Below are 13,345 nucleotides of genomic sequence, written 5' to 3' on the forward strand. Positions count from 1 at the left end.
CTTTTTTGTGCTCGTTGTTTGTGATCCTTAAAGCGCTTATTGGGCGATCACTTTGCCTTCCCGGCGCGGGTCGGCGGCTCCGGTGAGCTGTTTGTCGTCAATTTTGATCGCCTGGACTCCGGAGTTGAGGTCTTTGACTTTGACCTCGAAGCCGATTTGCTCAAGCTTCGGTGCCCACTGCTCGGCGGCGGTGCCCTGTTCCAGCTCGAACGCACCGAAGCGATTATTCATATTCGGCAGGTTGATGGCTTGCTGCAGGTCGAGGTTCCAGTCGAGGTGGCCGACCAGGGTCTTGGCGACATAGCCGATGATCTGGCTGCCGCCCGGTGAACCGATAGCGAGATACGGGGTGCCTTTGCGCATCACTATGGTCGGGGCCATCGAGGAACGCGGACGCTTGCCCGGCTCGAGGCGGTTGGCGATGGGGCGGCCGTCAATGTGGGTGCGGAACGAGAAGTCGGTCAGTTCATTGTTGAGCAGGAAGCCGCGGACCATCAGTCGGGAGCCGAAGCCGTTCTCTATGGTGGTGGTTACAGAGACCACATTGCGGTCGCGATCGACGATTGAGAAATGGCTGGTGGAGGGCAGTTCCAGTGCCTCATCGGTGGTGTAATTCATCGCATGGGACCAGACTGGCTGCCCCGGCTCAACCTTTGTCAGGGCGTTATCGCCTTTCAGCAGAGTTGCGCGCTGTGCCAGGTAGTCATCAGCCAGCAGGCCTGCTGTCGGCATCGGGACATAATCGCTGTCGGCCATATAGCGGCCGCGGTCAGCAAAAGCTAGACGGGAAGCATCACCGATCAGGCGCCAGCTGTTGATATCATTGCGGCCCATTTTATCCAGCGGGAAGTGGCTGAGCATACCCATTATCTGGCCAAGGGTCAGAGCACCTGAGCTTGGCGGACCCATTCCGCAGATTTCGAACTGGCGGTAGGGGGCACAGACCGGCTCACGTTCTTTGATTTGGTAGGTCGCCAGATCCATGGCACTGAGAACGCCGGGGTTGTCTTCCGCCTTGCGTACCGTGCGGACAATATCTTTGGCTATGTCACCATGGTAGAAAGCACTGGCTCCGCGTTCGGCGATTTGGGTCAGGGTATCGGCATAAGTCGGGTTAGTGAGGGTTTGCCCGGCCCGAAGCGGACTGCCGTCCTGATTGAAGAAATAGGCTTCGGTGTCTTTCCAGCGTTTCAGGCGTTCCTGATCATTGGCGATAAGTGTTGCAAGCCGCGGGCTGACAAGAAAGCCGTCTTTGGCCAGTTTGATGGCTGGTGAAAACAGATCGCGCCACGGTAATTTGCCGTAGCGCTGGTGAGTGCGCCACATCAGCATCACAGTGCCGGGGGTACCGACTGAGCGGCCGCCGACGACGGCATCGAAAAAGGCCAGAGGTTGGCCTTCTGGGGTCTGGAACAGGCGCGGTGTAGCGGCAAACGGAGCTGTTTCCCGGCCGTCAAAGGTTGTGAGACGATCTTTTTCGGCATCCCAGTAGACGAGGAAGGCACCGCCGCCGATGCCGGAGGATTGCGGTTCTGTCAGCCCCAGAACCAGCTGGGTTGTCACCATGGCATCAATAGCATTGCCACCCTGACGCAAAATGGCAGCACCGGCTTCACTGGCATACGGGTTGGCGGCTGCCACCATCCACTCTTTGCCGCGGACCAGGGTTTGGGTACTTCGCCCGGTTGTCGTTTCCGGAGCTACCTGATCTGCCGTCTGTTTGTTGGTGGTTTTGCCTGCTTCCTTACTGATCACCGGTGAGATAAACAGGCTGGCTGCCACAACGGCCATCGCCAGTTGGGTTAGTGTCCGCGCCATGACTTTTCCTCTTATGCAACCATGGGGTTAACAAAAAAGCGTAAGAGCGGAATGCCGGACTGTCTAATTTCTCATGGCTGTTTTGTGGTCGTAATCAAGAATTTGCCTTGTTTTCCAATCAGCTCAGCAGGGTGATATTGAGCAGGATCATCCCGCCGATAACAACAAACAGTATGCCGCACAGCCCGTCGATATAAGGAGTCCAGCGCTGAAGTTTTTGTTGCATTCGTTGTCCGGTCAGCAGCCATGCCAGCAGGGCGAACCAGAGGAAAGAGCTCAGCCACAGCAGGCCGATGGCTCCGGCCTTGCCGCTCAGTGACATATGAGCCGGTACCAAGGTAGATAGCAGGCTGAGGAAAAATACTAATGCTTTCGGGTTGAGAATGTTGGTCGTAAAGCCTTTCGCCAGTGCTTGCTTGCGGTTAGCAATCAGCTTGGTTGGCTTCTCTGGGCTCTGCTCGGAGGCTTGTTCTGATTTGCTCCGCTGTTCTGATTTTCTCCACAATTTTTTTAGCGTGGGTTTGAGCGTGTTTTTCAGCGCGCCGGCTCCAAGCCATAACAGGTAACTGCCGCCAGCGGCCTGAAGCAGGGCAAACAGTGTCGGGTGCTGGTGGATCAGCAGGCTGGCTCCGGTCAGGCTGAGGATGGAATGCATCAGGATCCCCAAAGACAGGCCAAGGGCGATAGTGATCCCGGTTTGTCGACCGTAACGACCGGCGTTTTGTACCACCAGGGCGAAGTCCGGGCCCGGGCTCATCAGGGCAAGGATGTGGACGGTCAGTAAGGTGATAAGTGGTGTGATTTCGTTCATGGCTGTTCTTTCCGGGCGATGCGGTTCAGGATGATGTAATTCAAGCGATGTAGTGCAAGGTGATATTGCAGGCGATAGATTGCCTTGTTCTGTCAGCCCGCGCTTGTAAAAAATTAACACCGGGTGGATTGAGTTGTTACTTGACGGTTGAAGGGGCGACGCCGAAGGCCTGGCGGAAACTGCGGACAAAGTGGGCCTGATCATAAAAACCGACCCGATAGGCCACTTCAGTACTGCTGTAACCGGCTTTGAGCAAGGCCATGGCATGTTCCAGTCGCAGCCGCGCCAACCAGGCATAAGGCGTCATGCCGGTGGCTTTTTTAAACTGGCGCAGCAGTTGCGACGGGCTGAGGTCGCACAGTGCGGCCAGGCTCTCTAGACTGATCTTCTGGTCAAGGTTTGCCATCAGGTAGTCGCGCAGCTGGTTGAGGTCTTTGCTGCCGAGCGGAACTGCCTGTTTGGGCCGCAGCTGGCTGTGGCGGGTGAGCAGTTTTGAGAAGTACTCAATCGGCATACTGTCTTTGGCCAGTTGCGGGAACAGGGGATTGCCCAGTTCGCAGTGTAGCTGGCTGAGATCGAAAAACAGCTGGTTGTCGGCCACCTTATGGAGGGGAAAATAGACCTGTCCTTTGGCGCCGAGTTCGTCGGCCTGCTGATGGAGCCACTCCGGGGTAATACTAAATACCTTAACTTTATAGCCGCTGTCCTGCTGCGGTTGGCCGTCATGGATTTCGTCGGGCGGCATGATCACCAGCTCCCCTTTCCCTGCCCGGTAGCGGGTGCCGTTGAAATAGTATTCCTGCTGGCCTTCTGTGATTAACCCCATATGGTAGTCGAGGTGGTAGTGGCGCTTGAAGGCAAACTGGCGGTAATGGGCATCAATCAGGCTGATGTCTTCAATGCCTGTGGTTTGATGGTTAACCGTATCCTTGTTCATCCTGTACTGCCCGTTTGTTGCCTTAGCGGAATTATGATGAGATTTATCAGTAGACCATATGTGAAGGGAGGCGGCTTGTAAAATAATGACAAGCCGCCGGGGTTATCAGCTGGCGCGGGCTAGTTTGCGGCTTTGGCGGTGGCCCCGGATGCCGTCGAAGCTGAACAGCATCAGAGCGCCCCAGATAAAGGCAAAGGTGTAGCCTTTGTCGGCGGTAAATTGCTCACCGTAGACAATAATGGCAAGCAGGAACATCAGGCTCGGGCCGATGTACTGAAAAAAGCCGAGGGTGGATAGCCTGAGTTTGGTCGCGGCTCCGGTAAAACAGAGCAGGGGCACAGTGGTGACAATACCGGCAGCCATCAACAACAGGTTGGTGTTCATCGGGTTGGTGGCCCAGTCCGATGTCGGGCTGTCAGCAATGAACAACACGTAGCAGGCCGCCAGCGGCAGCAGCAGGCAGGTTTCCATGAACAGTCCGGTTTCGGCATCAAGACGGATTTTTTTCCGCATCAGGCCGTAAAGACCGAAGCTGGTCGCCAGTGCCAAGGCAACCCAGGGCAGGGAGCCGAATTTGAGCAACTGGACCCCGACACCGCAGGCGGCAAAGAATACCGCTACCCATTGCAATGGCCTTAGCCGTTCACCTAGGAACAGCATGCCCAGCATGACATTGAGTAGCGGGTTGATGTAATAGCCAAGGCTGGCATCAAGCATATAGTTATTGTTGACGGCCCAGATAAAAATCAGCCAGTTACCGCCGACCAGCAGTGAGGTGGCCACTAGGATCAGCAGGGTTTTCGGTTGGCGTAGCACAGTCCTGACCTTACCCCAGCTTTTGCTGATCCAGATAATGGCAGCAATAAAGAAAAACGACCAGATCACCCGGTGGCTGAGAATTTCCAGCGGGCTGACTGTCTGGAGCGTTTTGAAATAAATCGGGGCGATCCCCCACATGGTATAGGCGGAAAGGGCAAGGATGACCCCGCGCCGGGTTTCCTGGTTTTGTTCGTTCATTGAATCTCTTGTCGTATGCGGCGGATGGGATTGCATGTATTTTCATAAAAATATGCAAAACCAGTATAAAACGTGTTCGCTTGCAGTGTCACCTGTGATTATCAGCCGGGCTGCTTCCCGAGTGTGAACTGGGGGCGGCGAAGCGATGGTGGTGCTCCCATCGCTGATCTGATTGGTATAGAATAGCCAGCTCGTTTATGAAAGAGTCGATTTATGTCATCTAGCAGCGCCGCCGTTTGTCAGTCCGTCTCCCTTCCGGCCAGTGAGCAGATTTTGCAGGATGTGTTTGGTTACCAGACATTCCGTACCGGTCAGCAAGAGGTGATCGAAGCGGTTGCCGAAGGCCGTGACTGCTTGGTGATCATGCCGACCGGTGGCGGTAAATCGCTGTGCTACCAGATCCCGGCCCTGATGTGCGATGGGTTGACGCTGGTGGTCTCTCCCTTGATCTCCCTGATGAAAGACCAGGTCGACCAGCTTAAAGCTAATGGGGTGGCGGCTGCCTGTCTTAACTCTACCCAGTCCCGCGAGGCGATGCAGGAAACTTACCGCGCTATGCAGGACGGTGAGGTCAAGCTGGCTTATGTCTCGCCGGAGCGGGTGATGACCCGGGAATTTATGGAGCGACTGCGCGATATGCCGCTCAGTCTGGTGGCCGTGGATGAAGCGCACTGTATTTCGCAGTGGGGCCATGATTTTCGTCCTGAATATGCTGCGTTGGGTACCCTGAAACAGCATTTTGACCAGCTGCCAATTATTGCTCTTACCGCGACGGCTGACGAGACAACCCGTCAGGATATCCTGTCGCGCCTGAGCCTGACGGATCCGCATATCTACCTGGGTAGTTTCGACCGCCCGAATATCCGCTATACCTTGCAGGAAAAGTACAAGCCGATGTCACAGCTGAGCAGTTACCTGCGCGGTGTGCGAGGGCAGTGCGGGATTGTCTACTGCAACAGCCGTAAGCGGGTGGAGCAGATCACCGAGAAATTGTGTGAGAGCGGGATCCGGGCGGCGGCCTATCATGCCGGCCTGGAATTCGATGAGCGGGCAAGGGTGCAGGAAGATTTCCAGCGCGATGATATCCATATCGTGGTGGCGACCGTGGCTTTCGGCATGGGTATCAACAAGCCCAATGTCCGTTTTGTGGTGCATTACGACATTCCTCGCAATATCGAATCTTACTATCAGGAGACCGGCCGTGCCGGGCGTGACGGACTGCCGGCCGAGGCGGTGATGTTCTATGACCCTTCAGATCTGGCCTGGCTGCGCCGTTGTCTGGATGAAAAAGAAGACGGGGCACAGAAACAGATCGAGAGCCATAAGCTCAATGCCATGGGTGCCTTTGCCGAAGCCCAAACCTGCCGCCGCCAGGTACTGTTGAACTATTTTGGTGAATACCGCGAAGAGCCTTGCGGTAACTGCGATATCTGCCTGGATCCGCCGAAGCGTTTTGCTGCGGTGGAAGTGGCACAAAAAGCCTTGTCCTGTGTATATCGGGTTAACCAGAGTTTCGGGGTTAACCATGTCGTTGATGTGCTGCGCGGGATGCAGAACCAGCGGATCCGCGAGCTTGGCCATGACAAGTTGAGTACTCATGGTATTGGCCGCGAGCACAGCCATGAGTTCTGGGTCAGTATTCTGCGCCAACTGATCCATCGCGGTTACCTGGTCCAGAATATTGTCCGCAGCTCAACTTTGCAGCTGACGGAGAAAGCCCGTGGTGTCCTGCGTGGTGAAGTCGAATTGGAACTGGCAGTGCCTCGACTGGATATTGCCGCGCGCAGTGCCAAGAATGACAAGTTGGCTAGCCGCCATTATGACAAGAAGCTGTTTGCCAAGCTGCGTAAGCTTCGTAAAGCCATTGCTGATGAAGAAGATCTGCCGCCATATGTGGTGTTCAATGATGCGACCCTGATGGAGATGGCGGAAATGCTGCCGACCTCAGCAGGTGAGTTGCTGGCGGTGAACGGTGTCGGTCATCGCAAGTTGGAAAAATACGGCGATGCCTTCCTGACCCTTATCGAAGAGCATCTGACGCTGGGAATAGAATAAAAAAAACCGGACTGCCTGGGTCCGGTTGAAATGCGTCAAAGAAACATACTAAGTATGTCCAGTTCGCTACAAAACAGCTTGCGTATTTGGTGAGAATGTTTATTCACCTGCCGACCGGAAAAAGGGAAAGGATGGTATTCGTTTTCTCGCTTCCGGACTGCGGGGCTAATAAGAACACGAAGCACACCTCGCTGGCTATAGTTTCTTTATTGCTTGATACCCATAGAAACAATTAGTTACAGAAATGCCAGTAGGCTGGTTATTCTGCTGGCAGAATGTCTGTAAATTGCCCTGCTGTTATCTGAAAAAAGGAGCCTTTCATGGCAACTGCACACTCTCCTGCTTCTCATCCTGTTTTCAGCTGTCGCGAGCTGGATTTGGCCTCCGGACTGCTGCAAATCGACGGGCCGGATTTTGATTACGACAGTTTCCCTTTAGTGGCAGATCAATTGGTAGCACGGATTGATGCGCAGGTGTTGGAGCGGGAACTGAATGCGGATTTGCATGTATGGCTGATTGATTTTGAAGGTTGCCGCTTGTTGTTAAAAGGCGAGCACTATTCTTCGGCATTGTGGCTGGAAGGGCTGTCGGCAGACGATCAGGAAACCCTGGTCTTCCTGGCCCGTTTGCTGGGCTAGTTAGTGCAGTTTTGTGCTGGCAATTTTTGCGGCAAAAATGCTTTCCACCCTCTGCAAACGGTTGCTTTGTGTTCAGTTTGATTTTTAGCTGGGCAACGTAAGTGGTTAATGTATAATCGCCGCTTCGGTTGCTGCGGTCGAGCCTGATCGCCCGGCGGCAGTGTTTTGGGTTCCCTCTCCCCCAATGACAAAAAGGTCTTACATGACTGCATCTCAATTTTCATTCGCGCAGCAGCGCAAAGCCCTTTCGATTCTGGTTGTCTTCCACCTGCTGGTTATTGCTTCAAGTAATTATCTGGTGCAATTGCCGTTTACCATCTTTGGCTTCCACACGACCTGGGGCGCATTTACCTTCCCGTTTATTTTCCTGGCGACGGATCTGACCGTACGGATTTTCGGTGCTTCGATGGCACGTCAGATCATCGTGCGGGTGATGGCTCCGGCTCTGGTGATCTCCTATGTTCTTTCGGTGTTGTTCTACCAGGGGGAATATCAGGGCTGGTCACATTTAGCTGAGTTCAATCTGTTTGTTGCCCGGATCGCGATAGCCAGCTTTATGGCATATCTGCTGGGCCAGATCATGGATGTTTCGGTATTTAACCGCCTGCGTCAGACCAAGCAGTGGTGGGTGGCACCGACCTGCTCGACCATCTTTGGTAATGCTCTGGATACGATTGCTTTCTTTGCGATTGCTTTCTACAACAGCCCGGATCCGTTCATGGCGGAAAACTGGGTGGAAATTGCACTGGTGGATTACAGCTTCAAGATGATCATCAGCCTGAGCCTGTTTGTTCCGCTCTACGGCGTGTTGCTGAATTATCTGATCAAGCGCCTGACGACCATTCGTCCAAAGGCCGGAGCGCAGCAGGACTGGATACCGACAGAACAATAATCGGTGCCTGATTATTAAAACGTTTGGTATTACACTGAGAAGCCGGCCTTGAGCCGGCTTTTTTGTGTGAATCGGCAGGGAGAAAAATGATGAAGATACGTCAGGCAGATATTGCTGAAGCGGTAACGGTACTGGCCCGGATTAAGGAGTTTGCTTCTCCTGCTGATGAAGCTGCGCTGGAAGCCAGGCTAAAAGGCCGCGAGCCCCTGATCTTGGTCGCGGAGAAAGACGGCCAGTTAGTCGGAGTGAAGATTGGCTACCGTTTGTCTGAAACCTGCTTCTATAGCTGGTTGGGTGGCGTCGCGCCGGAAGGGCGTTGTAGCGGTGTCGCTCAGGCACTGCTGGAGGCCCAGGAAGCTTGGGTAGCCGAGCAGGGGTATCAAGAGCTGCGGGTGAAATCGCGTAACCGTTTTCCGGCTATGTTGCGTTTGTTACTGAGAAATAGCTATCTCATTGAACACATGGAGAAAAAAGACGGAATTGAAGATTATAGGTTACATTTTGTGAAGTCGCTGGCAATTAAATGACAATAATTCTCAACAAAATGCTTGCAAAGCAAATGAGAATGGTTATTATTAACTTGCACTCAGCGAGGGAGGAAAGCAAAACGGCTCCCTTGTTTGAAGGCACGACATTGCTCACATTGCTTCCAGTGTACTTCAGCTATGGTCGGTTTTTAGTGTAGGGCTGAAAACGAACACCAATTCTGCTGGGCGGCGCTCCCCAAAGTAGCGCCGCTTTTCTTTATCTGTCATTTGTAAAAACACTCTCTTTGCTCCCGCTAAGCTAATTTTACCAGTTCCTTTACCAGCTTATTGATCCCGCTGGCTGCTTCACTGATGCTGCTTGCCTGCATGTAGGCGGGGGTAGTCAGGATACGGCGCTTCTGATCAAGAACATAGTCATCAACAGGGCAGTTAATATGCTCTCCTCCCATTTTGTTAAATGCGTGAGCGGTATCCGCATCATAGCCAATGGTTCCTTTGGCCCCTGGTCCGTAAATGGCAGGGATCATTACCGGGGCGATACATAAAAAGCCTGCGGGTTTCTCTTCTTTCGCGAATTCCTGGCAGGCTCTTTTGACTTCCGGGTTAATCTCGCAGCCGGCACCGGTAAAGGCAAAGTCGGACAAATTCTTGGCTGCGCCAAAGCCGCCTGGCAGCAGTAAGCCGTCATAGTCAGCGGCTTTGAGGTTTTCAAGATTTTCAATGTTGCCGCGGGCAATGCGGGCGGCTTCGATCAAGACATTGCGTTTCTCATCCATTTCTTCACCAGTCAGGTGATTGATGACATGGTGTTGAGCAATATTTGGTGCAAAACAATGCCAGCTTGCCCCTTCTTGCTCAATCGCATGAAGGGCCAGTACAGCCTCGTGGATTTCTGTTCCGTCAAATACCCCTGAGCCGCTCAAAATAACCGCAATCTTCTTCATATTGGCTTCCTTTATGGTCAGAATTGTCTAATTTTACACCTAGTAAAGCTTATTTCAGATCGGTCTGTTAACTTTTTCCACAATTAATGATCATTTTAGGATCGAGGATCCATTTTTGCGCTAGGCCTTAAGTTGTTGATTGGTATTGGTTTGTTTGAAAATTGATTATTTTTTATGAATTCTGATCAACGGGTATAAATTAAATACTAACAAAGTTATCCACAGATTAAGCTTGGTTGGTGGAAAACATTCAGTAGTTAACAGTTGCCTGTTGTCGTGGCATCCTAGTGTCCTAATTCCTTCATCCCCTGGATATAAGAATAATCTTTATGGCAACTATCCCAGAAAATCCACTTATTCTGATTGACGGATCATCCTACCTGTACCGTGCCTATCACGCGGCACCAAACTTCACCAATTCAGATGGCGAACCGACGGGTGCTGTTTATGGCGTAGTTAATATGCTGCGTAGCATGCTGCGCCAGTATGCAACCGAGCATGTAGCGGTGATCTTTGATGCAAAAGGCAAAACTTTCCGTGATGAGATCTACCCTGAGTATAAGGCGCATCGTCCGCCAATGCCGGATGATCTGCGCGGTCAGATCGAACCCTTGCATGCGGTGATCAAAGCAATGGGACTGCCATTGATCTCGGTGTCCGGGGTAGAGGCGGATGATGTGATCGGTACGTTGGCGACTCAGGCGTCGAAAGCGGGTATGCCGGTATTGATCAGTACCGGTGATAAGGATATGGCGCAGTTGGTGGATCCGAATGTTACTTTGATCAACACCATGACGGACGTAGTGATGGATCCGGCCGGGGTTGTGGATAAGTTCGGTATCGGCCCTGAGCTGATTATCGACTACCTTGCCCTGATGGGTGATAAGGTCGATAACATTCCGGGTGTACCGGGTGTGGGTGAGAAGACGGCGAAGGCGTTGCTGACCGGTATCGGTGGCCTGGATGCGCTGTATGCCAACCTGGATGATATCCCGGCGCTTGGTTTCCGTGGTTCGAAAACCATGCCGAAAAAGCTCGAAGAGCATAAAGAAGCGGCTTACCTGTCTTATGAGCTGGCTACCATTAAGCTGGATGTTGAGCTGGATGTAACACCGGATCAGCTGCGCAAAGGTGAGCCGGATACCGATGAACTGACCAAACTGTTCGGCAAGCTGCAGTTCCGCCGCTGGTTGTCGGAAATGCTGGATGGCAGTGACGGCAAAATTGTTGCTGACGAGAAAGCGGCTTCTGCCTCGGCAGAGAAAAAGCCGGTTGCACCTGTGATTGACCGCAGCGGTTATGAGACGGTGCTGGATGAAGCGTCATTCAACACTTGGCTGGAAACCCTGAAGTCTTCGGAGGTATTTGCCTTTGATACTGAAACGGACGGTTTGGATTACATGACGGCAAACCTGGTCGGTGTGTCGTTTGCGGCAGAAGAAGGCAAAGCCGCTTATGTCCCTGTCGCCCATGACTACCTGGATGCGCCGGCTCAGCTGGATCGCGATTGGGTATTGGCGCAGCTGAAGCCGTTGCTGGAAGATCCGCAGCAGGCCAAGGTCGGTCAGAACCTGAAATTCGACGCCAGCATCCTGGCTCGCTATGACATTGGGATGCAGGGCATTAAGTTCGATACCATGCTGGAATCTTATGTGTTTAACAGTGTGGTCGGCCGTCATGATATGGACAGCCTGGCGCTGCGTTACCTGGAACATAAGACGATCAGCTTTGAAGAAATTGCCGGAAAAGGTAAAAAGCAGCTGACCTTCAACCAAATCGACCTGGAGCAGGCCGGCCCGTATGCGGCTGAAGATGCGGATATTACTTTGCGTCTGCATAACCTGCTGGTCGAAAAAGTGAATGCGGATGAGAAGCTGAAGTCGGTTTTCGAAGATATTGAGATGCCGCTGGTGCCTGTACTGTCTCGTATGGAGCGTACCGGGGTGCTGATTGACAGCATGCAGCTCAGTGCCCAGTCGGCAGAAATTGCAGCCCGCTTGGATGAGCTGGAGCAGAAGGCATACGAAATCGCCGAGCAAGAGTTCAACCTGAGCTCACCTAAACAGCTGCAGGCGATCCTGTTTGAAAAAATGGGACTGCCGGTACTGAAGAAAACGCCGTCAGGCGCGCCGTCGACAAACGAAGAAGTGTTGCAGGAACTGGCGCTGGACTACCCGCTGCCGAAGCTGATCCTGGAATATCGCGGTCTGGCCAAACTGAAGTCCACTTATACCGACAAGTTGCCGAAGATGGTTAATCCGGCGACCGGTCGTGTTCATACTTCATATCACCAGGCGGTGACGGCAACCGGTCGTCTGTCGTCCAGTGATCCTAACCTGCAGAATATCCCGGTTCGTAACGAAGAAGGTCGTCGTATCCGTCAGGCATTCATCGCTCCGACTGGCTACAAGGTACTGGCTGTCGACTACTCGCAGATTGAGCTGCGTATCATGGCCCACCTGTCTGGTGATAAGGCGCTGGTGGATGCGTTCAAACACGGTAAAGATATCCACGCAGCAACGGCGGCGGAAATTCTGGGTCTGCCGATTGAATCGGTTACCAGTGAGCAGCGTCGTCGCGCCAAAGCGATTAACTTTGGTCTGATCTACGGTATGAGTGCCTTTGGCCTGGCTAAGCAACTGGATATGGGACGTAACGAAGCGCAGGAATATATGAATGTGTACTTCGAGCGCTACCCGGGTGTGCTGGAATACATGGAAAGCACCCGTACAGCTGCCAGCGAGCAGGGCTATGTTGAAACCCTGTTCGGTCGCCGCCTGTACCTGCCGGACATTAAGTCCCGCAACGGAATGCGCCGTAAAGCGGCTGAACGTGCGGCGATCAACGCACCGATGCAGGGGACGGCTGCCGATATCATCAAGCGCGCGATGGTGATGGTTGATGAGTGGGTTGAACAGCAGGAACCGGGTCGTGTCCGTTTGTTAATGCAAGTTCATGACGAACTTGTTTTTGAAGTACAGGAATCAGAGCTGGAAAGCGTGTCGGCTGAAATCCGTCGTCTGATGGAATCGGCAGCAGAATTGGACGTGCCTTTGATTGCTGAAGCCGGTTCTGGCGATAACTGGGACCAAGCCCACTAAGGCTTTTTAACCGCAAAATTGCCTTTTTTAAATCATAGCCAGCTAAGTGCTGGCTATTTTTTTATGAGAAATAATCAATAAGAAAATTACTATTTGTATAATTGAGTTACGAGAAAATGAAAAAAAACTACAAAAATGTCTTTTAAAATCTGTGCATTTGATATACAGTTAACGGCGTAGGGTACAGAGGTAAGATGTTCTATCTTTCAGACCTTTTGTTTCACGTTATTGGATTTGGCTGATTCAGCCGCCCTGGCCATTTGGCCAGGGCGTTTTTTATTTTGGGCCGCCAAAACTCTTCGCTCCTGTCTTTTTTTACTCTTTCTTTTCTCTTTAACACCACCTTTTCTTTCTTTTTCTGCTGTTTTAACCAGCAGTTCTTAAGTTTCTGCTGAAAATATATGCGCATTGTTGCAATTTGAGTAATTGGGACATTTTTATCTTATCCCGTTTAATATCTTTAACGATTTGCGCCTTAGCTCACTCTTTGTTGTTTGTTTAGAGTAATTACTTTAATTATTAGTATGAGGTGGGTATAATTATTCACGCTTCTTGTTCATATTTGTTATTGGTAGCGGGTCTGATACCGGCTAGCCAACAAATCCATGAAATAGCCACTCTCTGCTTGGGGTGGCTTTTTTTTC

At 52.3% G+C, this 13,345-nt stretch carries 11 protein-coding genes; 6 read left to right on the forward strand and 5 right to left on the reverse strand.

Features of this window, described 5'->3' with window-relative positions:
* Nucleotides 1–36: 36 nt before the first annotated feature.
* The 4 genes from ggt to rarD all read right to left on the reverse strand — a co-directional run bounded on the left by ggt (nucleotide 37) and on the right by rarD (nucleotide 4,583).
* Nucleotides 37–1,818 (reverse strand): gamma-glutamyltransferase, encoded by a 1,782-nt coding sequence (ggt, locus tag C942_RS23155; RefSeq protein WP_007471046.1) that lies wholly within the window; start codon nucleotides 1,816–1,818, stop codon nucleotides 37–39.
* 118 nt (nucleotides 1,819–1,936) lie between these two features.
* Nucleotides 1,937–2,629 (reverse strand): LysE family translocator, encoded by a 693-nt coding sequence (locus C942_RS23160; RefSeq protein ID WP_007471048.1) that lies wholly within the window; start codon nucleotides 2,627–2,629, stop codon nucleotides 1,937–1,939.
* A gap of 136 nt (nucleotides 2,630–2,765) precedes the next feature.
* Nucleotides 2,766–3,566 (reverse strand): AraC family transcriptional regulator, encoded by an 801-nt coding sequence (locus tag C942_RS23165; protein WP_007471050.1) that lies wholly within the window; start codon nucleotides 3,564–3,566, stop codon nucleotides 2,766–2,768.
* A gap of 105 nt (nucleotides 3,567–3,671) precedes the next feature.
* Nucleotides 3,672–4,583 carry an EamA family transporter RarD gene (gene rarD / locus C942_RS23170; protein WP_007471052.1) on the reverse strand — a complete coding sequence of 304 codons (912 nt, stop codon included), beginning with the start codon at nucleotides 4,581–4,583 and terminating at the stop codon, nucleotides 3,672–3,674.
* 213 nt (nucleotides 4,584–4,796) lie between these two features.
* On the opposite strand from rarD, the gene recQ reads away from it, so the two are divergent.
* The 4 genes from recQ to C942_RS23190 all read left to right on the forward strand — a co-directional run bounded on the left by recQ (nucleotide 4,797) and on the right by C942_RS23190 (nucleotide 8,695).
* Nucleotides 4,797–6,638 (forward strand): ATP-dependent DNA helicase RecQ, encoded by a 1,842-nt coding sequence (recQ, locus tag C942_RS23175; protein WP_007471054.1) that lies wholly within the window; start codon nucleotides 4,797–4,799, stop codon nucleotides 6,636–6,638.
* Between the two features lie 320 nt (nucleotides 6,639–6,958).
* On the forward strand, nucleotides 6,959–7,276 hold the full coding sequence (locus C942_RS23180; RefSeq protein WP_007471056.1) for a DUF3630 family protein: 318 nt from the start codon (nucleotides 6,959–6,961) through the stop codon (nucleotides 7,274–7,276).
* 202 nt (nucleotides 7,277–7,478) lie between these two features.
* Complete coding sequence (locus tag C942_RS23185; RefSeq protein WP_007471058.1) at nucleotides 7,479–8,168, forward strand: 7-cyano-7-deazaguanine/7-aminomethyl-7-deazaguanine transporter; 690 nt, start codon at nucleotides 7,479–7,481, stop codon at nucleotides 8,166–8,168.
* Between the two features lie 89 nt (nucleotides 8,169–8,257).
* Entirely contained in the window at nucleotides 8,258–8,695 is a 438-nt protein-coding gene (locus C942_RS23190) for a GNAT family N-acetyltransferase (RefSeq protein ID WP_007471061.1), read from the forward strand.
* A 254-nt stretch (nucleotides 8,696–8,949) separates the two neighbouring features.
* Here the strand turns inward: C942_RS23190 and elbB are convergent, their stop codons facing one another.
* Entirely contained in the window at nucleotides 8,950–9,600 is a 651-nt protein-coding gene (gene elbB / locus C942_RS23195) for an isoprenoid biosynthesis glyoxalase ElbB (protein WP_007471063.1), read from the reverse strand.
* Nucleotides 9,601–9,929: 329 nt separating this feature from the next.
* Between elbB and polA the strand changes: the two genes are divergently transcribed.
* Both polA and C942_RS25805 read left to right on the forward strand, forming a co-directional pair.
* The gene (gene polA, locus C942_RS23200) at nucleotides 9,930–12,701 is read left to right on the forward strand and encodes a DNA polymerase I (protein ID WP_007471065.1); all 2,772 of its coding nucleotides are present in this window, start codon (nucleotides 9,930–9,932) and stop codon (nucleotides 12,699–12,701) included.
* Between the two features lie 194 nt (nucleotides 12,702–12,895).
* Entirely contained in the window at nucleotides 12,896–12,943 is a 48-nt protein-coding gene (locus C942_RS25805) for a hypothetical protein (protein ID WP_438616993.1), read from the forward strand.
* Nucleotides 12,944–13,345 lie beyond the last annotated feature (402 nt).

Origin of the sequence: Photobacterium marinum (genome assembly GCF_000331515.1) — a bacterium.
GTDB lineage: Bacteria > Pseudomonadota > Gammaproteobacteria > Enterobacterales > Vibrionaceae > Photobacterium > Photobacterium marinum.